Source organism: Streptomyces sp. NPDC087270 (assembly GCF_044744625.1).
Lineage (GTDB): Bacteria > Actinomycetota > Actinomycetes > Streptomycetales > Streptomycetaceae > Actinacidiphila.
In genome coordinates this window covers 178161-199115 of record NZ_JBIUYR010000007.1, presented here as the reverse complement: position 1 = coordinate 199115, position 20955 = coordinate 178161, and the positions used below count along the sequence as shown (strand labels likewise).

The window sequence follows — 20955 nt, the reverse complement described above, 5'->3', positions numbered from 1 at the left end:
GTCAGGTGCGGGTGGTGTAGAAGGCGACCGCGGAGGCGGCGGCTACGTTGAGGGAGTCGACGCCCGCGGCCATGGGGATGGTGACGCGGGTGTCGGCGGCGCGGAGGGCCGCGGGGGTGAGGCCGTCGCCCTCGGTGCCGAGCAGGAGGGCGAGCCGGGGCGGGCGGCGGGCCGCGAGCGCGTCGAGCGGTATCGCGTCGTCGGCGAGGCAGAGGGCGGCGAGCAGGAAGCCGTGGGCGCGCAGGAGTTCGAGGTCGTGCGGCCAGTCGTCGAGCCGGGTCCACGGCACGGAGAAGACCGCGCCCATGGAGACCTTGACCGCGCGCCGGTAGAACGGGTCGGCGCAGCGCGGGCTGAGCAGGACCGCGTCCACGCCGAGCGCGGCGGCGGAGCGGAACCCGGCACCGAGGTTGGCGTGGTCGACGGTGTCCTCGAAGACGGCGACCCGGCGCGGGCCGGGGCCGAGCCCGGCCAGCAGCGCGTCCACGGAGGGCAGCGGGGTACGGGCCATCGAAGCGAGCGCGCCGCGGTGCACGTGGTAGCCGGTGACCTCTTCGGCGAGCGCGGGTGTCACTTCGTACACCGGGGCGGTCGCCGCGTCGATCACGTCGCGCATCGGGCCGAGCCACTTCGGGGAGAGCAGCATCGAGCGCATCGGGTAGCCGGCGGCCAGGGCACGCCGGATCACCTTCTCGCCCTCGGCGATGAACAGCCCTTCGGCGGGTTCGCGGCGGCGGCGCAGTTCGACGTCGGTGAGGGAGGTGTAGTCGGCCAGGCGCGGGTCGGCGGGGTCCTCGACGGCGACCGGTTCAGCCACGCGCTCCCCCAGCAGCTCCCCCAGCGGCTTCCCCACCCGGTACGCCACCCGTTACGCCACCCGCTGTGCTCCCCGCCCCGCCACGCGCTCCCCCGATCGGGTCCGCGGCGGGCCCCGAAGCCCCCGCCGCCCGCGCCGCATCGGCGACCGCCCCGCCCACGGCCACCACATCGCCGATCACGATCACCGCCGGCGGCCGCACCCCCTCCTCGGCGACCCGGCGGCCGACCGTGCCGAGCGTGGCGTCCACCCGGCGCTGCGCGGCAGTGGTCCCCTCCTGGACTACGGCGACCGGGGTGTCGGCCGACCGGCCCTGCGCGACCAGGGCCGCCGCGATCGGCTCGATCCGCTCCACCGCCATCAGCAGCACCAGGGTGCCGCGCAGTTTCGCCAGCGCCGCCCAGTCCACCAGCGAGCGCGGGTCTTCCGGCGCGACGTGCCCGCTGACCACGGTGAACTCGTGGGCCACTCCCCGGTGGGTGACCGGGATACCGGCGGCGGCCGGCACGCTGATCGCGCTGGAGATGCCGGGCACCACCGTCACCGGGATGCCCTCCCGGGCCAGCGCCTCCGCCTCCTCCATGCCGCGCCCGAACACGTACGGGTCGCCGCCCTTGAGCCGGACCACGGCCTTGCCCGCCTTCGCGTGCTCGACCAGGGCCGCGTTGATCGCCTCCTGCGCCATCGCCCGGCCGTACGGGATCTTCGCCGCGTCGATCACCTCGACGTGCGGGCCGAGTTCGTCGAGCAGGTCGCGCGGGCCGAGCCGGTCGGCCACCACCACGTCGGCCTCCGCGAGGAGCCGGCGGCCGCGCACCGTGATCAGGTCCGGGTCCCCCGGGCCGCCGCCCACCAGGGCGACCCCGGCGGTGCGGGCCCGGTGGTACGGCGCCACCAGCGTGCCGTCCCGCAGCCCCGCGACCACCGCGTCACGTACCGCCGCCGAGCGCCGCGGGTCCTGGCCGGTCAGCACCGCCACGGTCACGCCCTCGGTCCGGCCGGTCGCCGGGGTCCACGCGGTCGCCGCGTCCGCGTCGTCGCTGCGTACGCACCACACCCGGCGCTCTTCCGCCTCCGCGCCCGCCGCGGCGTTGGCCGCCTCGTCCGTGCTCGCGATCAGCGCGTACCAGGCGCCCGCGAGGTCGCCCGCACGGTACTTGCGGCGCTCCCACCGCAACTCGCCCGCTGTCACCATCGCCTCGACCGAAGCGGTGGCCGACGGTGACACCAGCACGATGTCGGCTCCCGCGGAGACCAGTGCGGGAAGCCGCCGCTGAGCGACCTGGCCACCGCCGATCACCACGACCCGCCTGCCGGCGAGCCGCAGCCCAACGGGGTACGCGGGGGCGTCGTCGTGCGGCATGAGGGCTCCTTGCTGTGCGGGCTTCTTACTTTACGGTTCAGCGCCGTTACGGTTGCGGTGCACTGCCGACCGCAGGCCGGTGACCTGCTATGGGGACGCCCCCGTGCCCCTGACGTGGCTGACCGCCGCTGCCACCTGCGGACGAACTCCTCGACCGCAAGGGCAAAGGGCAGGGGCGCAGCGGGGAACAGCCCGTGTTCAGGGGCCCGGGGACGGGCCGGGAGTCGTAGCGACGGGGACCCGATTACCCCTTTTCGGTGACGCCCGCGGCGTCGAACGTGGCGACCTCGTGCATCACCCGGGCCGCGCTCTGGACCAGCGGAAGCGCGAGCAGCGCACCCGTCCCCTCACCCAGCCGCAGATCGAGGTCGACCAGCGGCCGCAACCCGAGCGTGGTGAGCGCGGCGACATGCCCGGGCTCGGCGCTGCGGTGACCGGCGATGCACGCGGCGAGCACCTCGGGGGCGATCGCGCGGGCGACCAGCGCGGCCGCGCCGGCACTGACCCCGTCGAGGATGACGGGCGTACGCAGGGCGGCGGCACCGAGCAACAGCCCGACCATCGCGGCGTGTTCGAGCCCGCCGACGGCCGTGAGGACGGCGACGGGGTCGCCCGGGTCGGGCCGGTGCAGGTCGAGCGCGCGCCGGACGACGTCGATCTTGCGGGCGTGCATCTCGTCGTTGATGCCGGTGCCGCGCCCGGTGACCTCCGCGGGGTCCGCACCGGTGTAGACGGAGACGATCGCGGCGGACGCGGTGGTGTTGGCGATGCCCATCTCGCCGGTCAGCAGCGCCTTGTTGCCCGCGGCCACCAGGTCGCGCGCGGTCTCGATGCCGACCTCGATCGCCTTGAGCACGTCCTCGCGGCTCATCGCCGGACCGACGGTGAAGTCGTCGGTGCCGGGCCGTACCTTGCGCGGCAACAGCCCCGGGGTGGCGGGCAGTTCGGAGGCGACACCGACGTCGATGACGCAGACCTCGGCGCCGACCTGGTTGGCGAAGGCGTTGCAGACCGCTCCGCCGCCGAGGATGTTGGCCACCATCTGGCCGGTGACCTCCTGCGGCCAGGCGGTCACGCCCTGGGCGTGCACGCCGTGGTCGCCGGCGAACACCGCGACCGCGGCGGGCTCGGGGATCGGCGGCGGGCACTGCCGGGACAACCCGCTGAGCTGCGCGGAGATGATCTCCAACATGCCCAGCGCGCCGGCCGGCTTGGTCATCCGCTTCTGCCGCTCCCACGCCTCGCCGAGCGCCTTCGCGTCCAGCGGGCGGATACCCCGCAGGGTCTCCTCCAGCAGGTCGTGCGGCTCCTCGCCGGGCAGCGCGCGGTTGCCGTACTCCTCGTCGTGGACGACCCAGGACAGCGGGCGGCGCTGCGACCAGCCCGCCTGCATCAGCTCGGGGTCCTCCGGGAACTCGTCGACGTACCCGACGCACAGGTAGGCGACGACCTCCAGGTGCTCGGGCAGGCCGAGTTCGGCGACCATCTGGCGCTCGTCGAAGAAGCTGACCCAGCCGACGCCGAGCCCTTCCGCGCGGGCGGCGATCCAGAGGTTCTCCACGGCGAGCGCGGAGGAGTACGGCGCCATCTGCGGCTGGGTGTGCCGGCCGAGGGTGTGCCGGCCGCCGCGGGTCGGGTCGGCGGTGACCACGATGTTCACCGGGGTGTCGAGGATCGCCTCGATCTTCAGCTCGCGGAACTGCCGGGCCCGCGCCTTGGGCAGGGACTTGGCGTACGCCTCGCGCTGGGCCATCGCCAGCTCGTGCATCTTCTCGCGGGTCTTCTCCGAGCGGATCACCACGAAGTCCCACGGCTGGGAGTGGCCGACGCTGGGCGCGGTGTGCGCCGCTTCCAGCACCCGCAGCAGCACGTCGTGCGGGATCGGGTCGGACCGGAAGCCGTTGCGGATGTCGCGCCGCTCCCGGATCACCCGGTGGACGGCGTCGCGCACGGCCGGGTCGTACGGCTCCGCGGCGGACCCCTGCGACGCGGGCGCGGCGGCGGCCGGGGCCTCCTCGGGCTCCCCGGGCTCCTCGGCCTGCGCGGGCTCGGGTGCTTCGGACGCGTCCGGCTCCGCGGGCTCCTCGCCCTGGTCCGCCTGCGCGGCGGGTACGTCCTCGGCGGCGACGGGCGCCGAGGCCGGTACGGCAACGGGCTCGGCGACGGCTTCGGCATCCGGCTCGGCTTCGGCGACGGGAGCCGGGGCCGGGACGACCGCGACCTCGGGTGCGGCCTCCGGTGCGGCCTGCGGCGCGGACTGCGCTGCCACCGGCTGCGGTTCGGGCTGCTGGACCGGCTCGGCTTCCTCCGGCGCCGGGGCGGCCCGGCGCTTGCCGCGGCGGCCTCGGCCGGGGGCGGCAGCCGCGGCCTGCTCAGCGGCGGCGGGGTCCGCGGCGGGCGCGGGCTCCTGCTCCGGCGCCTGCTCGGTGGGGGCTTCGGCTTCCGCCTCGGCGACAGCCGCCGGTACGGATTCGGGTGCGGCGGCGGGCGCGGGTGCGGGTGCCTCCGCCGTCGGGGCCACCTCCGGTGCGGCCGGGACCGGCTCGGCCTCAGCCACGACCTGCGGCGCGGGTTCCGCGACGGCCTCGGGTGCGGTTCCGGCGGCGGTCGCGACCGCCGCCGGAACCGGCGCGGCGGCTGCCTGCACGGCGGCCTGCTCGGCCTGCTCCGACTGCTCCGGCGGCTGGGGCACCGCGAAGCCGCCACCCTGCGAGGCGACCGGGCCGCCCTGCGCGGGTACGACCGGCTCGGGCGTGGCCGGGACGGCCTGCGCGGCGGGTGCGGGGGCAGGGGCGGGCGCCTCCGCCACGGGCTGCGCTGTCGCGGCCGGTTCGGCCTCGGCCACGACCTGCGGCGCGACGACCGCTGCCGGTGCCTGCGGCTGCGGCTGTGCCTGCTCCTGCTCCTGCGCGACCGCCTCCGTCTGCGGTTCGGCCTGCGCCTCGACCGGCGGTTCGGCCTGAGCCGCGTCGGCCTCAGCCACCTCGGCCTCAGCCGGGACCGGCTCGGCGGCGGCCACCACGCTCTGGGCCACCTCGCTCTGGGATTGCTCCGGCTGCTGCGGCTGCTCCTGCTGCTGCGGCTGCTGCGCGGCCGCCTCGGTCGCCTGCGGCGCCGTGACCGCGCCCTGCACCGGGATCGCGGCATCGGCCGGACGCGGCACGCTGTCCGCGCGCGGGATCAACGACTGCTGCGAGGCGTCACCGGGCGCGGCGGGCCACGGGCTGCCCGGGGTGACGACCGCGGCGGCACCGGGTTCACCGGTCTGCTGCGCGGGGATGCCGTTCACGTCGTCGCGCGGCACGTCGAGGTACTCCGGGCCGGACGTCGGCGGCCCGGCCACGGTCACCGCGGGTCCGCGGTCGGCGAGCGACCGTACGGAGACGCCGCCGCTGGGCGTGTCGGTCACCGGCGGGCCCATGTGCAGGGGACGGCGGGGCACGGCGGCCTGCTGGGGCACCGCGGGCGCCTCGTGGGGCGCGTTCCACCCGGGTGCGGCGGGCTGCTGCTGTGCCGCGTCGCCGTCGGCGGGTTCGGCCTGGGCCGCCACCGGCGGTACGCCCGCGGCCCCTTCGCCGTCGCCGGCCTGCGCGGCGGCGGGGTCGGGGTACGCGGTCAGGTCCAGCCCGGGACCGCCCTGCTGCGGCTGGACGTACTGGGCTTGCTGCGGCTGCTGGGCGACGAAGACCTGCGCGCCGTTCCCGAGCACCGGCGGCGCCATCGTCTCCAGCGGCACCTCGACCGGCACCTCCACGGAGATCGGCAGATCCATCGACGGCTGCTGCAAGGAGACCGCCTGCGGGTGCTGCCCGTTCTGGAAGTGCGCGGGCTGCTGCGCCGGTACGGGCGCGGGCGCCGGCACCGGCTGCGGGTCGCTCCAGGAGCCCTGCGGCCCGGGCATCAGCAACACGTCGTCCTCGTCGTCGAGCACCGCGCCGGGCGGCGCCGGGTGGTCGAGGTACGCGTATCCGGGCGCGGGCTGCTCGCTCGCGGGCGTGGTCCCCCAATCCGGCTGCGGCGGCGCGCCGTTGCCGGGGAAGGCCGTGTGCGGCGGGAGAAGCGCTTCGGCGCCTGTGTCCGCGCCAGCGTTCTCCGGCAGCCCCTCGCCGGGGATCTGACCGGTGTCCGTCATGCGTGCCCCTCGCCCATCGGTTTCGCTCCTTCCAGCCGCTGCGCCCTGCCCGACCCGACCCTCTCCCTACAACAACGAGCGGGTCCGGTATGCGGCACGTCGGACACGGGCGCCCGCACTGCTCGACGGCCCGTCAACGTGTGATGACGGCACAACGATCCGTCAGCCTACCTTGGGCACGGCCGCGGTCAGGCCGGTAGTCCGCACCTCGGGACGTATCTCACACCCGCCTGGTAAGTACCGCTGCCACCAGGGGAAACGTCTTTCGCACCCGTCTCGTCGACCTTGTCGGGGGGGTTGCGCGGAGCCCCCGAACAGGGGCCTGCGGACGGCTTGTTGGCGGCCGGCGGTCAGCGCCGGGAACCACAGAGCGCGAACCTCACCGATCGCTCACGCTCAGCCCAGTCGCTGTCCAGTTCGACCGATTGGAGCAGGGTGCGCTCCACGTCGTAACCGCCTTCGGACAGGGCCCGGGTGATCGCCTCGGCCTGGTCCCGGTTGCCGGCCGCGGTGACGATCCGCTCGGGCCGGCGGGCGGCGCAGGCGGCGGCGACCTCGGGGTCGGCGGTGCCGATCCGGACCACGTCGGGCTCGGGCAGGTCCTCCAGCGCGGTCGGCGCGGTGCCGTGCACGACCTGGAGTTGCACCCCGGTTCGGCGGGCGGTCGCGGTGATCCAGTCGCACGCGTCGGCGTCGCGGTCCACCGCGATGACGGCGGCGCCGAAACCGGCCGCCTCCACCGCGAGCGAGCCGTCGGCGGCGCCGATGTCCCACACCAGGTCCCCGGCCCGCGGGCCGAGCCGGGCGAGTTGAAAGGCGCGCAGCTCCGCCGGGAGGTGGCCGCCGTACTCGGCCGCGGGCAGCGCCCAGCCGCGCGCGGCGCCGGGGAAACCGGGGTCGCGGCCGGCGATCCAGCCGCCGCCGGAGTGGGTGGCGGGGCCGCCCAGCGCGGCGATGCCCTGTCCCGGGGCGGAGATCCCGCCGACCACCAGCACCACGTTCGGGTCGCGCCATATGTGGTCGGCGACCTTGTCGGAGGTGAGGACGGACACCTCTTCGTGCTCGGTGCCCAGTGCCTCGCAGATCACGAAGGTGCGGTGGACTCCCGTGAGCATCAGGGCGAGTTCGGCGGGGCCGGCGCCCGGCGCGGTGAGCACGGCGACCTTCGCGCTGGCGCGGCAGACGTTCACCGCCCGGCGCAGGGTGCGGCTGGTCGCGACGACCACGCGCGCGTCGTCCCACGGCATCCCGGCCCGGGCGAAGGCGCGCGCGACCGCGGAGACGGCGGGGACGACCTCGACCTCCAGGCCGAGTTCGGGTGCCCGCAGCGCCCGGACGACGCCGAAGAAACCCGGGTCGCCGTCGGCAAGCACCACCGCGGTGCCGCGGTGCCCGGCGACCCGGCGGGCCGCGATGTCGATACTGCCGAGCACGATCTGCTCGGCGCCCTTCGGGACGTACGGCAGCGCGAGGTGGTGGCGGGTGCCGGCCACGAGCGTGGCGGCGTCGAGCGCGGCCCGCGCCGCGCCGGACAGCGGCGAGCCGTCCCATCCGATCACGGTGACCCGGTCGGCCATCGTCGTCTGCCTCCATGGCGTGTGAGGGTCCCGGCAAACCTTAACCCGCCCCTGACCCTCCAGGGTGGTCGGTGCTGTCGGTTCGGGGACCACCTGCCGGTGACGGGTTGCGCGCGCAGTTCCCCGCGCCCCCGAGTATGTGCGGCTTCTTCCCCGAACAGAAGGCCAAGCACCCAGGGGCGCGTGGGGGTACCTCCCAGGCGAAGCCCTCGGGGAGAACCGCGCGCGCAGCAGACCACCGGCCTGCGGCCGGGCACTTGACTCGACCACAACGACGCGTAGCCGAAGGGGCGCGGGGAACTGCGCGCCCAACCCCCGCTTGCCGCAAGATCCGGGCGGAAACGCCGACGGGCACCCCGGACGGTCCCGTTGAGGCGTCAGCGCCAGTCCGCGAAGGCGGTGTAGTCGTCCGCGTAGTTCGCCGCACCGGCATCCGCACGGCGCCCGGCGCCGGCCGACCCGCCCAGGTCCCCCGGATAGTCGAGGTCCTCCCGGAGCAAGCTCCACACCAGCAGGTCGGTACGGACCTCGGTCCACGCCCCGGCGGGGTCCGCGTCGGGCCGGGCCCGGACGATCCCCGCGCTGCGCAGCACCCCTTCGCTGACGCACCCGATCTTCTGGGCGACCTGCTGCGACGCGGTGTTGTCCGCGGCGGTGCGCAGCTCCACCCGTTCGAAGCCCTGCTCCCGGAAGAGCCAGCGGCACACGGTGAGCACGGACTCGCAGGCGTATCCCTCGCCGCGGGCCCAGTGAGCGGTGAGGTACCCGGCCTCGGTGCCGCGGATACGCCAGTCCGTGTGCTGGAGCGTGACGGTGCCGACCAGCCGCTGGGTGAGCATCTCGGTGACGGCCAGCACCAACCCGCGGCCCTGCTCGCGTTCGGCGGGCGCGGTCCGGGTGACGAAGTCCCGCGCGTCCGCCGCGGTGTACGGCTGGGGCATGTTCGTCCACGCCGCGATCAGGTCGTCGTTCATCATCTCCACGAGTGCGGGGATGTCGTCCTCGTCGTACGGGCGCAGCACCAGCCGGTCCGTACTGAGTGAGATGTCCGGAAAGGTGGAGGTCATTCGTGCTCCGTAACCAGGGCATGGGTGGATTGCACAGCTTGCAGTATCGCGCCCGGCGCGCGCCGGGCAGGGTGGGCGCGGTGCGGCGGCGTGGCGCGGGCGGCGCGGGTGAACTCGCTTCCAGGGTAGGGGGAATGGGCGGGCGGCCGGGTGTCCCGCCGTTCGGTCCTGGTATCCGTGAACGTCATCCGATCCTGCTACCGTCAGCCCGCGTGAGAGTGCACCACGCAGCAGGAGTCGGCTATCAGCGGGCCGCGGGGGTCTACGAGCGCTCCCGGCCCTCCTACCCGCTCGCGGCGCTCGCCGCCCTCGCGGACGCGCTGCCGCTGGAGCGGGGCCGTACCGTGGTCGATCTGGGGGCGGGCACCGGCAAGTTCACCCGGCTGCTGGCGCTGACCGGGGCCGAGGTGCTCGCGGTGGAGCCGGTCGCGGAGATGCGCGAGCGGCTGGCCGAGCTGCTGCCCGGGGTGGCGGTGACCGCGGGCACCGCGGAGGACAGCGGGTTGCGGGCGGGGTGCGCGGACGCGGTGGTGGCGGCGCAGTCCTGGCACTGGTTCGAGGCGGACCGGGCGCTGGCGGAGGTCGAGCGGCTGCTGCGGCCGGGCGGCGCGCTGGTGCTGGTGTGGAACACCTACGACACCTCGGTGCCGTGGGTGCGGGACTACCAGGACATCTACTTCCGGCTCGCCCCGCGCGACCTGCCCAGCCCCCCGCTGGCCTCGGGCCCGGGCAGTGCGGGTGCGGGTACACGTACGCCCTCCGGTCCGGTTCCGGCCGCGGGGGCCGGCCTGGAGGCGCCCGGCGACCCCGCCCGCGCCTGGCGCGAGGCTTTCGCCGCCCGCCCGGGCTGGGGCGCGATCGAGGAGCGGCACTGGCCGAACCCGCACTCCACGACCGTGGCCGACGTGGTGGAGCGGATGATGTCGTCCAGCCACATAGCCGTGCTCGACCCGGCCCGGCAGGAGCGGGTGCGGGCAGAGCTTCAGGCGGTGCTGAGCGCGCACGACGCGACGCGGGGCAGCGGCGCGATCGAGATGCCATACACCACGGACGTGTACTGGGCGCGGCACCGCTGAGCAGGGGCGGAGCAGGGGGCAGGGTACCCGGTCACCCGGGAGCGAGAGCGGTTCGGCGCCCGTAATACAGTCGTCGCATGCTCGATTGGGTCATCTGGACGGTCTCCGTGCTCGCGCTGCTGCTCGCGGCGTGGTGCGGCTGGGCCGCGTACCGCGACTCGGCGACGAAGGACTGGCACTTCGCCGGGATGGCCGTGGTCACCCTCGCGGTCCTGGTCCAGCTGGTGATCTCCATCGTCCAGCTCACCCGGGGGGACCGGCCGGAGCACGGGCTGGCGGTGTTCGTGCCGTACCTGATCGGCGCGGTCTGCGCGATCCCGGCGGCGGCGGTCATGTCGCTCGCGGAGCGCACCCGTTGGGGCTCGGCGATCGTCGCGGCGGGCGGGGTGATCCTGGCCGTGCTGGAGCTGCGGCTGGACCAGATCTGGGGAGCGGGACATGGCTGAGGGCAGCACCGGTAACACCACCGGGAACACAGTGGAAGGCAGCGACGTGACGTCACCCCAGCCGGCGGCCGAGACGGCGGCAGCGCGGACGACCCCGCAAACGGCTCCGCGAACCGCTCCGCAGGAGGAGGCGCCGGCGGCGGCGCCGGCGGAGCAGGCGCCGGCGGCGGCGCCGGCGGAGCAGGCGAAGATCGGCACCGGACCCGGGCGGCTGCTGCTGTCGCTGTACGGGGTCTTCACAGTGGCCGCGCTCTCCCGCTCGATCGTGCAGCTCAGCACGAAGTTCCACGAGGCGCCGCTGGCGTACGTGCTGTCCGGGGTGGCCGGAGTCGTCTACGCGGTGATCACCGTGGCGCTGTGGCGGGGCGGCGAGTCGGCCCGCAAGGTGGCCCTGGTCTCCTGCTCGGCGGAGCTGCTCGGGGTGATCACCGTGGGCATCCTGACCGTCGTCGACTCCTCGGCCTTCCCCGACGCGACCGTGTGGTCCGACTTCGGGATCGGCTATGTCTTCCTGCCGATCGCGCTGCCGGTCGCCGGTCTGCTGTGGCTGCGCCGCTCCGCCCGGCAGGGGGCGGAGACGGCGCCTGTACGGCAGACCGGGACCGGCGGCGAGTAGCGCGCCCGACCGCGGCGGCGCGGGTCAGGCGGTGGCCGCGTAGCTCCCGGCGGGGGCCGGCGGCTGCGGTGCGGACTTCTCCATGTGCACCAGGCTGAGCCGGCGGTTGACCGGTTCCGCGACGCCCACCTGTTCGTACCCCAGCTTGCGGTACATCCGCTGGTGCACCTGGCTGCGGTGCCCGGTGAAGAGGCGGTAGCGCTTGGCCTCGGCTTCGGCGGCGAGGCGGTCTTCGAGTGCGGCGAGCAGGCGCCCGCCGAGTCCGTGCCGCTGCAGGCGCGGGTGGACGATGAGCTTGCCGATGCGGGCGGTGCCGTCGTCGTCGACGGCACCGCGGACGGAACCGACGACCTCCTCGCCGAGCCGCGCCACGAGGACGGTGCCTCCGGCGAGTTCGGCGCGCAGTTCGTCGAGGGTCTGGGTGAGCGGTTCGATGGTGTAGTCGCCGTAGAGCTCGGCTTCGCCCTGATAGCACAGGTACTGGAGTTTCAGGATCTTCTCGGCGTCACCGTGGTTCGCCGTAGAGATGGTCACGCTCATGCCCATGTCGCGCGGGCCTCCCCTTCGAAATCCGTCCGGGCGGGTGAGGGTGTGGTGCGCGCCCGGAACGTGTGCCTGTGCGGAGTTGATACGAATGTGCGCTCGATGTCGCCTCCGCTGGCGCCGATGATCGCACAAACGAACCGGCCGGGTACCGCTGCTGCGGTGTCCGGCACAGCGCCGCCAGGGCGGGCCGGAAGCACACCGGGACGTCGGCTGTTTACCGTGCATTACCCCGTCCCACCGGGGATTCAACCCTCCGATTCACGACCGGCCCCGGCTCGTACCGGCCGCCGGGGCGCGACCTGGGCGGCACCCGCCTGTGAGATTCCCAACTCCCGCCGCGTGCGCGGGAAGACGGCCCGGTCGCGCCGGCGCCGCGCGCACGCGTCGCGGCCTGCGCGGACCCGCGGTATCCGGTGGGTGAACCCGGCGTGCGCGGGGGGCCCTGGCGGAAGTATCGTCAAGACGTACGGGCCGGTAGGGTCGGTCCGCAGGTTGACGTCCGTACGAGCCCGGAGGGGTCCGTTGTCCCGCATGTCCCGCAGCGTGCTGAAGGCGATTCTGCTGGTGCTGATGCGTGTGCTGTACCGCCCGGTGGTGGAGGGCGTGGAGCACATCCCGGCCGACGGCCCGGTGATCCTGGCGGGCAACCACGTCACCTTCATCGACTCGCTGTTCCTGTCGCTGGTGGTCGACCGGCAGGTCTACTTCATCGGCAAGGACGAGTACGTCACGGGCAAGGGCGTCAAGGGCCGGCTGATGGCCTGGTTCTTCACCACCTGCGGCATGATCCCGGTCGACCGCGACGGCGCCCGCGGCGGTGTGGCGGCCCTGATGACCGGGCGCCGGGTGCTGGACGAGGGCAAGATCTTCGGTATCTACCCCGAGGGCACCCGCTCCCCCGACGGCCGCCTCTACCGCGGCCGCACCGGCATCGCCCGGCTCGCGCTGATGACCGGCGCCCCGGTGGTCCCGTTCGCGATGATCGGCACCGACAAGGTGCAGCCCGGCGGCAACGGCATGCCGCGGCTCGCCCCGGTGAAGGTCCGCTTCGGCACCCCGCTGGACTTCTCCCGCTACGACGGCATGGACCGCGACCGCTACGTGCTGCGCGCGGTCACCGACGAGGTGATGTCCCAGGTGATGCACCTCGGCGGCCAGGAGTACGTCGACATCTACGCCACCAAGGCCAAGGCCGCGTAGCCGGGTGCGCCTGACCCTCCGGGGTTGGCCCCCGTCCGCCGGTTGAGGGACCGCTTGCCGGTGGGGAGTCGCGCAACGGTTCTCCCCCAGTGCTTCGCCTGGCAGGTCCAGCCACGCCCGCCCCTGAGTACCTTCGGCGGGGGCAGGTGCCAGGACAGGAACCGCCGGGGCGCGGGGAACGTCACTTGCGGTACGGGTGACGTCACGCGGAGGAGGCCCTGTGGTCGTCGGTGCGGTAGGGCGTGGAACGGGGGCGGCCACGGCCGCCGGGTTATTGCTGGTGGTGGGTGTCCTGGGTGCGGGCGGCTGCGCCGCTCCCCCGGGGCCGGACACCACCGGGAGACGGGCGCACAGCACCGAACGCGCGGTACCCGCCGACGTGCCCGCGCAGGCACCGGCTGACGACCAGTCCTGCCACCCGCTGGAGAGCTACCGCCCCCAGGGCGCGCTGCCGCGGCCCGGGCACATGCCGGCCGGTTCCACGATGGCCGCGATCGTCAAGCGCGGCCGGCTGATCGCGGGCGTGGACCAGAACTCGTACCTGTTCGGCTACCGCAACCCGCTCACCGGGCAGTTGGACGGCTTCGAGATCGAGCTGCTGAAGCGGATCTCGACCGCGCTGTTCGGCTCCCCGAACCGTATCCAGTTCAAGACGATCTCCTCCGACGCCCGGCTCTCCGTGCTCCAGCCGGACCCGAAGACCCGTCAGTCGTCGGTGGACATCGTCATCGACTCGATGACGATCAACTGCGACCGGTGGAAGTCCGTGGCGTTCTCCACCGACTACCTCGACGCGGGCCAGCGCGTGCTGGTGCCGAGGTCGTCGACCGCGAAGTCCATCGACGACCTCGGCGGGAAGCGGGTGTGCGCGGCCTCGGGCACCACGTCGATCGACACGCTGAAGGGGCTGAAGAAGCACCCGGTGGTGCCGGTGGCGGTCAAGGACTGGACGGACTGCCTGATGCTGATGCAGCTCGGCCAGGTGGACGCGGTCTCCACCGACGACACGATCCTGATCGGGCTGGCCGCGCAGGACCCGAACACCAAGCTGATCGGCCCGCGCTTCACCGACGAGCCGCACGGCATCGCGATGCGCCAGGACCAGACGGACTTCGTGCGCTTCGTCAACGGAGTGCTGGAGCGGATGCGGCAGGACGGTTCGCTGACCGCGCTGGAGAAGCAGTGGCTGGGGGCGAACGCGAGTTCCTTCGTGCCGCCGCCCAGCCCCGCCTACAAACCGGAGTGACCCGGACTACGCGCCGGAGCCGCCCGGCCCGGCGCCGTCCTTGGCCGTCGCCCAGGCGTGCTGCACGGCCAGATCGGCCTTGACCTCGGCGAGTTGCACGGCGACTGCCGAGGGCGCGGTGCCGCCGCGGCCGTTGCGGGCGGCGAGCGCCCCCGGCACGTTGAGCACGTCACGCACCTGGGGGGTCAGGTGCGCGGAGATCTTGGCGAACTGCTCGTCGGTGAGCTGGTCGAGTTCGATGCCCTCGGCCTCGCACACCTTGACGCACTCGCCGGCCACCTCGTGCGCGACCCGGAACGGGACGCCCTGCCGGACCAGCCACTCGGCGATGTCGGTGGCCAGCGAGAAACCGGCCGGGGCCAGCTCCGCCATCCGCTCCTCGTGCACGGTGAGGGTGGCCATCATGCCGGTGAACGCCGGGAGCAGCACCTCCAGTTGGTCGCAGGAGTCGAAGACCGGCTCCTTGTCCTCCTGGAGGTCCCGGTTGTAGGCCAGCGGCAGCGCCTTGAGGGTGGCCATCAGGCCGGTGAGGTTGCCGATCAGCCGGCCGGACTTGCCGCGGGCCAGCTCGGCGATGTCCGGGTTCTTCTTCTGCGGCATGATCGAGGAGCCGGTGGAGAAGGCGTCGTGCAGGGTCACGAAGGAGAACTCCTTCGTGTTCCAGATGATGATCTCCTCGGCGATCCGGGACACGTTGATCCCGATCATCGCGGTGATGAAGGCGAACTCGGCGACGAAGTCCCGCGAGGCGGTGCCGTCGATGGAGTTGCCGGCGCTGCCGTGCTCGAAGCCGAGGTCGCGGGCGACCGCCTCCGGGTCCAGGCCGAGCGAGGACCCGGCGAGCGCGCCGGAGCCGTACGGCGAGACCGCGGTGCGCTCGTCCCACTGCCGCAGCCGCTCCGCGTCCCGGGACAGCGCCTGGGCGTGGGCGAGCACGTGGTGGGCGAAGAGCACCGGCTGGGCGTGCTGGAGGTGGGTGCGGCCGGGCATCGCCGCGTCCGGGTGTGCCTCGGCGAGGCCGACCAGCGCGTCCTGGAGGTCGGCGATCAGGCCGCCGACGATCCGGGCGTGGTCGCGCAGGTACATCCGGAAGAGCGTGGCGACCTGGTCGTTCCGGGACCGGCCGGCCCGCAGCTTGCCGCCGAGGTCGGGGCCGACCCGCTCCAGCAGGCCGCGCTCCAGCGCGGTGTGCACGTCCTCGTCGGCGATGGTGCCGGTGAAGGCGCCCGCGGCGACGTCGGCCTCCAGGGCGTCAAGACCGGCGATCATCCGGTCCAGCTCGTCCGCGGTCAGCAGATCCGCCTGGTGCAGCACCCGGGCGTGCGCCCGGGAGCCGGCGATGTCGTACGGCGCGAGCCGGAAGTCGAAGTGCACGGACGCCGACAGCTTCTCCAGCGCGGCGGACGGCCCGTCGGCGAACCGGCCGCCCCACAGCTTGAGGTCCGGCCCGCCGGTGCCGCCGTCCGCGGCTCCGCCGGTCACTGGTCCAGGTCCCGCTTGGCGGCGATCTTGCTGGACATGCCGAACAGCTCGATGAAGCCCTTGGACAGGGACTGGTCGAAGCTGTCGCCGGTGTCGTAGGTGGCGAGGTTGAAGTCGTAGAGCGACTGGTCCGACCGCCGGCCGCTGACGACGGCCCGGCCGCCGTGCAGGGTCATCCGGATGTCGCCCGAGACGTGGCTGTTGGCCTCGGCGATGAAGCCGTCCAGCGCCCGCTTGAGCGGGGAGAACCACAGGCCGTCGTAGACCAGTTCGCCCCAGCGCTGCTCGACCTGCCGCTTGTAGCGGGCGAGTTCGCGCTCGACGGTGACGTTCTCCAGCTCCTGGTGGGCGGTGATCAGGGCGATCGCGCCGGGGGCCTCGTAGATCTCCCGGGACTTGATGCCGACCAGCCGGTCCTCGACCATGTCGATCCGGCCGATGCCCTGGGCGCCGGCCCGCACGTTGAGCTGCTGGATCGCCTCCAGGACGGTGACTTCCTGGCCGTCGATCGCGACCGGGACGCCCTGCTTGAAGGTGATGACGACCTCGTCGGCCTCCCGGGGGGCGGCCGGGTCCTGGGTGTACTCGTAGATGTCCTCGATCGGCGCGTTCCAGATGTCCTCGAGGAAGCCGGTCTCGACCGCCCGCCCGAAGACGTTCTGGTCGATGGAGTACGGGGACTTCTTGGTGGTGGCGATCGGGAGGTTCTTCGCCTCGCAGAACGCGATGGCCTTGTCCCGGGTCATCGCGTAGTCCCGGACCGGGGCGATGCAGTTCAGGCTCGGCGCGAGCGAGGCGATACCGGCCTCGAAGCGGACCTGGTCGTTGCCCTTGCCGGTGCAGCCGTGGGCGACGGTGTCGGCGCCGTGCTTGCGGGCGGCGGCGACCAGGTGCTTGACGATGGCCGGCCGGGACAGCGCGGAGACCAGCGGGTAGCGGTCCATGTACAGCGCGTTCGCCTGGATCGCCGGGAGGCAGTACTCCTCGGCGAACTCGTCCTTGGCGTCGGCGACCTCGGCCTCGACGGCACCGCAGGCGATCGCGCGCTTGCGGATCACGTCCAGGTCCTCGCCGCCCTGGCCGACGTCGACCGCGACGGCGATGACCTCGGCGCCGGTCTCCTCGGCGATCCAGCCGATGGCGACGGAGGTGTCCAGGCCGCCTGAGTAGGCGAGTACGACGCGCTCGGTCACGGGTCTCTCCTTACGATGCATCCTCTGACTGGTATAAGTATGCACTCCCCCGCATGAAACGTCAAAGTGCCAGGTCAAGGTCCCGAACACAGAAAAAACCGCGCCCCCGAAGGGGCGCGGGAAACTGCGCGAGCAACCGCGAGGGACCGCACGGTCCGGCGTCCCGCAGGGCGGGGCAGCCGGAGGGAGTCAGTCCCCTTGGGCGAGCCGCAGCAAGTGGTCGGCCAGCTTCTGGCCCCCCTCCGGGTCCCGTGAAATGAGGACCACGGTGTCGTCGCCAGCGATCGTCCCGAGGATGTCGTAGACCTCGGCCTGGTCCATCGCGGACGCGAGGAACTGGGCCGCACCCGGCGGAGTGCGGACCACCACCAGGTTCGCCGACGCCTCCGCGGAGATCAGCAGCTCCGCGGCGAGCCGCCGCATCCGCTCCTCCTTGACCGACTCCCCCAGCGGCGCCTGCGGCGTGCGGAACCCGCCCTCGGAGGGCACCGCGTAGATCAACTCACCGTCGTTCGTACGGATCTTGACCGCGCCGAGCTCGTCGAGGTCCCGGCTGAGCGTCGCCTGGGTGACGCTCAGCCCGTCGTCGGCGAGCAGCTTCGCGAGCTGGCTCTGCGACCGCACCGGTTGCCGCCCGAGCAGGTCCACGATCCTGCGGTGGCGTGCGGTACGGGTCTGCGGGACTGCCTGGCCCCCGCCATGCGCTTGCGGCTCGGTCATCGCGTACGGATCTCCGTCATTCTCCCGGTCGGTCGGCCTGTGCGGCCCGGTACACCTCGTCGAGCACACCCGGCAGCGCCTGGAGGAACGCGTCGGTCTCCGCGTCGCCCACGACGAGCGGAGGCGCCAGCCGCACCACGTCGGGCACGGCCGCGTTCACCAGGAGTCCGGCATCCTGCGCCGCCCGTTCGACCTTGGCGGACAGCGGCTCGGTGAGCACGATACCGATCAGCAGCCCGGAACCGCGCACATGATCGACCAGCGGGTGGTTCAGCGCCTCCACGCCCTGCCGCAGCTTCTCGCCCTGCCGCTTGACGTTGTCGAGCAGATCCTCGGCCGCGATGGTGTCCAGCACGGCCAGCGCGGCGGCGCAGGCGACCGGGTTGCCGCCGAAGGTGGTGCCGTGGCTGCCGGGGGTGATCAGGTCGGCGGCCGGGCCGAAGGCGACCGCGGCGCCGAGCGGCAGGCCGCCGCCGAGCCCCTTGGCGAGGGTGACGACATCGGGCTCGACGCCCTGCGCCAGGCACTCGAACCAGTGGCCGGTCCGCCCGACGCCGGTCTGCACCTCGTCGAGCACCAGCAGCGTCCCGGTGGCCGCGGTGATCTCCCGGGCCGCCTGGAGGTAGCCGGCCGGCGGCACCACAACGCCGTACTCGCCGAGGATGGGTTCGAGGATCACCATCGCGGTGTCGGTGCTCACCGCGGCGCGCAGCGCGGCCACGTCGCCGTACGGCACGTGGGTGACGTCGCCGGGCAGCGGCTCGAAGGCGGTGCGCTTGGCGGGCTGGCCGGTGAGCGCGAGGGAGCCCATGGTGCGGCCGTGGAAGGCGCCCTGGGCGGCCACCACATGGGTGCGGCCGGTGAGCCGGCCGATCTTGAAGGCGGCCTCGTTGGCCTCGGCGCCGGAGTTGGCGAAGAACACCCGGCCCGGGCGCCCGAAGTGCTGGAGCAACCGCTCGGCGAGCTGGATGGTCGGCTCGGCGAGGAAGAGGTTGGAGATGTGGCCGAGCGACCCGATCTGCCGGGTGACCGCCTCGACCACCGCGGGGTGGGCGGTGCCCAGCGCGTTGGTGGCGATGCCGCCGACGAAGTCGAGGTACTCCTTGCCGTCGGCGTCCCAGAACCGGACGCCCTCACCGCGGGCGAGGGGCAGCCGGGGGACGCCGTAGCTGTTCATCAGCGCGCCCTGCCAGCGCTGGGCCAGCTCCTTGTTGCCGGTCACCGTGCTCCCCCTTCTGCGGACGTGTCCGCGGTCGCCGTGCCTTCGGAAGTCGCCGCGCCGTCGGAATCGGGCGCGGAGCCGAGCGCGGAGTCGAACCCCGGCGCGGAGTCGAGCGCCGGCCGGAATTCGGAATCGGGCTCGGGCTCCGACTCGGGCTCCGGGTCGGGCACGACCATCGTGCCGATGCCCTCGTCGGTGAAGATCTCCAGCAGGATCGAGTGCTGCACCCGGCCGTCGATGACGCGGGCGGTGGTCACGCCGTTGCGCACCGCGTGCAGGCAGCCCTCCATCTTCGGCACCATGCCGCTGGACAGGTCGGGCAGCAGCTTCTCCAGTTCGGTGGCGGTCAGCCTGCTGATCACGTCGTCGCTGTTCGGCCAGTCCTCGTACAGGCCCTCGACGTCGGTGAGCACCATCAGCGTCTCGGCTCCGAGCGCGGCGGCCAGCGCGGCCGCGGCGGTGTCGGCGTTGACGTTGTAGATGTGGCCGTCGTCGGCGGCTCGGGCGATCGAGGAGACCACCGGGATGCGGCCGTCGGCCAGCAGCGCCTCGATGGCGCCGGTGTCGATCGCGGTGATCTCGCCGACCCGCCCGATGTCCACCGACTCGCCGTCGATCGTGGGGCGGTGCTTGACGGCGCTGATGGTGTGCGCGTCCTCGCCGGTCAGGCCGACCGCGAGCGGGCCGTGCCGGTTGAGCAGGCCGACGAGTTCGCGCTGCACCTGGCCGGCGAGCACCATCCGGACCACGTCCATCGCCTCGGGCGTGGTGACCCGCAGGCCCGCCTTGAACTCGCTGACCAGGCCGTGCCGGTCGAGCTGCGCGCTGATCTGCGGGCCGCCGCCGTGCACGACGACCGGCTTGAGCCCGGCGTGCCGCAGGAACACCACGTCCTGGGCGAACGCGGCCTTGAGCGCCTCGTCCACCATGGCGTTGCCGCCGAACTTCACCACCACGGTCTTGCCGTGGTGCCGGGTCAGCCACGGCAGCGCCTCGACCAGGACCCGGGCCTTGGGCAGCGCGGTGTGCTTGCGCGGGGTTCCCCCGGGACGGGGGTCGGCGTCGGTCATGAGCTGTACGCGCTGTTCTCGTGGACGTAGTCGGCCGTGAGGTCGTTGGTCCAGATCACGGCGGACGCGTCTCCGGCGGCGAGGTCGGCGGTGATGACGACCTCGCGGAAGCGCATGTCGACCAGGTCGCGGTCGTCGCCGACCGAGCCGCCCCGGCACACCCACACGCCGTTGATCGCGACGTCGAGCGCGTCGGGCTCGAACGCGGCGGAGGTGGTGCCGATCGCGGACAGCACCCGGCCCCAGTTGGGGTCCTCGCCGTGCACGGCGCACTTGAGCAGGTTGTTGCGGGCGATGGAGCGGCCCACCTCGACGGCGTCGTCCTCGGTCGCGGCGTGCACCACCTCGATCCGGATGTCCTTGCTCGCGCCCTCGGCGTCGCCGATCAACTGGCGGGCCAGGTCGGCGCAGACCGCGCGCACCGTGTCGGCGAACTCGGCGTACTCGGGGGTGACTTCGGACGCGCCGGAGGCGAGCAGCAGCACCGTGTCGTTGGTGGACATGCAGCCGTCGGAGTCGATCCGGTCGAAGGTCTGCCGGGTGGCGTCCCGCAGCGCCTTGTCCAGGGTGCCCTGGTCGACGTCGGCGTCCGTGGTGAGCACCACGAGCATGGTGGCCAGGCCCGGCGCGAGCATGCCCGCGCCCTTGGCCATACCGCCGACGGTGAAGCCGGACGGGCCGGTGGCCACGGCGGTCTTGTGCACGCTGTCGGTGGTCTTGATCGCGATGGCAGCCTTCTCGCCGCCGTGCGCGGACAGTTCGGCCGCGGCGGTGCCGATGCCCGGCAGCAGCTTGTCCATCGGGAGCGGCAGGCCGATCAGCCCGGTCGACGCGACCGCGACCTCGCCCGCGCTGTGCCCCAGCACCTCCGCGACGCGCTCGGCGGTCGCGTGCGTGTCCTGGAAGCCCTTCGGGCCCGTACAGGCGTTGGCGCCACCGGAGTTGAGCACCACCGCGGTCACCGCGCCGCCCTTGAGGACCTGCTCCGACCACAGCACCGGGGCGGCCTTCACCCGGTTCGACGTGAAGACGCCCGCGGCGGCCCGGCGCGGCCCGGCGTTGACCACGAGGGCCAGGTCCGGGTTGCCGTTCTCCTTGATCCCGGCGGCGACCCCCGCCGCCGTGAACCCTTTCGCTGCCGTCACGCTCACGACCTGCTCCTGTTCTCCCCCAGGGCTTTCG

Annotated in this window: 16 protein-coding genes and 1 pseudogene; 5 read left to right on the top strand and 12 right to left on the bottom strand. The window is 73.5% G+C overall.

The features are described from left to right. Position 1: 1 nt before the first annotated feature. The 5 genes from ACIPAE_RS16440 to ACIPAE_RS16420 form a co-directional block, all read right to left on the bottom strand. Complete coding sequence (locus ACIPAE_RS16440) at positions 2-817, bottom strand: RNA methyltransferase (protein ID WP_329371496.1); 816 nt, start codon at positions 815-817, stop codon at positions 2-4. After that, positions 810-2180 carry a uroporphyrinogen-III C-methyltransferase gene (cobA, locus tag ACIPAE_RS16435; RefSeq protein ID WP_402445686.1) on the bottom strand — a complete coding sequence of 457 codons (1371 nt, stop codon included), beginning with the start codon at positions 2178-2180 and terminating at the stop codon, positions 810-812. The genes ACIPAE_RS16440 and cobA overlap by 8 nt, the downstream gene beginning before the upstream one ends. Before the next feature lie 244 nt (positions 2181-2424). Further along, on the bottom strand, positions 2425-6312 hold the full coding sequence (cobT, locus tag ACIPAE_RS16430) for a nicotinate-nucleotide--dimethylbenzimidazole phosphoribosyltransferase (protein ID WP_402445684.1): 3888 nt from the start codon (positions 6310-6312) through the stop codon (positions 2425-2427). A gap of 350 nt (positions 6313-6662) precedes the next feature. Beyond that, positions 6663-7889, bottom strand: a complete 1227-nt coding sequence (cbiE, locus tag ACIPAE_RS16425) for a precorrin-6y C5,15-methyltransferase (decarboxylating) subunit CbiE (protein WP_366410008.1) — start codon at positions 7887-7889, stop codon at positions 6663-6665. Positions 7890-8266: 377 nt separating this feature from the next. Next, positions 8267-8956 carry a GNAT family N-acetyltransferase gene (locus ACIPAE_RS16420; RefSeq protein ID WP_329371488.1) on the bottom strand — a complete coding sequence of 230 codons (690 nt, stop codon included), beginning with the start codon at positions 8954-8956 and terminating at the stop codon, positions 8267-8269. Positions 8957-9168: 212 nt separating this feature from the next. Between ACIPAE_RS16420 and ACIPAE_RS16415 the strand changes: the two genes are divergently transcribed. The 3 genes from ACIPAE_RS16415 to ACIPAE_RS16405 all read left to right on the top strand — a co-directional run bounded on the left by ACIPAE_RS16415 (position 9169) and on the right by ACIPAE_RS16405 (position 11094). Next, positions 9169-10032, top strand: coding sequence for a class I SAM-dependent methyltransferase (locus ACIPAE_RS16415; RefSeq protein ID WP_366410007.1), 864 nt, complete (start codon positions 9169-9171; stop codon positions 10030-10032). A gap of 77 nt (positions 10033-10109) precedes the next feature. After that, on the top strand, positions 10110-10478 hold the full coding sequence (locus ACIPAE_RS16410; protein WP_329371484.1) for a hypothetical protein: 369 nt from the start codon (positions 10110-10112) through the stop codon (positions 10476-10478). A 190-nt stretch (positions 10479-10668) separates the two neighbouring features. Next, positions 10669-11094, top strand: coding sequence for a hypothetical protein (locus ACIPAE_RS16405; RefSeq protein ID WP_329374438.1), 426 nt, complete (start codon positions 10669-10671; stop codon positions 11092-11094). A gap of 24 nt (positions 11095-11118) precedes the next feature. Here ACIPAE_RS16405 and ACIPAE_RS16400 read toward each other — a convergent pair whose 3' ends face one another. Continuing rightward, positions 11119-11640 carry a GNAT family N-acetyltransferase gene (locus tag ACIPAE_RS16400; protein WP_329371482.1) on the bottom strand — a complete coding sequence of 174 codons (522 nt, stop codon included), beginning with the start codon at positions 11638-11640 and terminating at the stop codon, positions 11119-11121. Between the two features lie 531 nt (positions 11641-12171). Here ACIPAE_RS16400 and ACIPAE_RS16395 point away from each other — a divergent pair. After that, the gene (locus tag ACIPAE_RS16395) at positions 12172-12840 is read left to right on the top strand and encodes a lysophospholipid acyltransferase family protein (RefSeq protein ID WP_329371480.1); all 669 of its coding nucleotides are present in this window, start codon (positions 12172-12174) and stop codon (positions 12838-12840) included. A 280-nt stretch (positions 12841-13120) separates the two neighbouring features. Next, on the top strand, positions 13121-14086 hold the full coding sequence (locus tag ACIPAE_RS16390; protein ID WP_402445680.1) for a glutamate ABC transporter substrate-binding protein: 966 nt from the start codon (positions 13121-13123) through the stop codon (positions 14084-14086). Positions 14087-14092: 6 nt separating this feature from the next. On the opposite strand, the gene argH is transcribed toward ACIPAE_RS16390, so the two are convergent. The 6 genes and pseudogenes from argH to argJ form a co-directional block, all read right to left on the bottom strand. Next, positions 14093-15568 (bottom strand): argininosuccinate lyase, encoded by a 1476-nt coding sequence (gene argH / locus ACIPAE_RS16385; RefSeq protein ID WP_366410005.1) that lies wholly within the window; start codon positions 15566-15568, stop codon positions 14093-14095. After that, the gene (locus ACIPAE_RS16380; RefSeq protein ID WP_328461664.1) at positions 15565-16761 is read right to left on the bottom strand and encodes an argininosuccinate synthase; all 1197 of its coding nucleotides are present in this window, start codon (positions 16759-16761) and stop codon (positions 15565-15567) included. Before ACIPAE_RS16380 ends, argH begins: the two co-directional genes overlap by 4 nt. Before the next feature lie 189 nt (positions 16762-16950). Then, the gene (locus ACIPAE_RS16375; protein ID WP_329371474.1) at positions 16951-17481 is read right to left on the bottom strand and encodes an arginine repressor; all 531 of its coding nucleotides are present in this window, start codon (positions 17479-17481) and stop codon (positions 16951-16953) included. Between the two features lie 16 nt (positions 17482-17497). Beyond that, on the bottom strand, positions 17498-18703 hold the full coding sequence (locus ACIPAE_RS16370) for an acetylornithine transaminase (protein ID WP_329371473.1): 1206 nt from the start codon (positions 18701-18703) through the stop codon (positions 17498-17500). A 161-nt stretch (positions 18704-18864) separates the two neighbouring features. Further along, positions 18865-19773, bottom strand: a pseudogene (argB, locus tag ACIPAE_RS16365) (acetylglutamate kinase); the annotation flags it as partial. Beyond that, entirely contained in the window at positions 19770-20924 is a 1155-nt protein-coding gene (gene argJ / locus ACIPAE_RS16360; protein WP_402445677.1) for a bifunctional glutamate N-acetyltransferase/amino-acid acetyltransferase ArgJ, read from the bottom strand. The pseudogene argB and the gene argJ, both read right to left, overlap by 4 nt. Between the last annotated feature and the right edge of the window lie 31 nt (positions 20925-20955).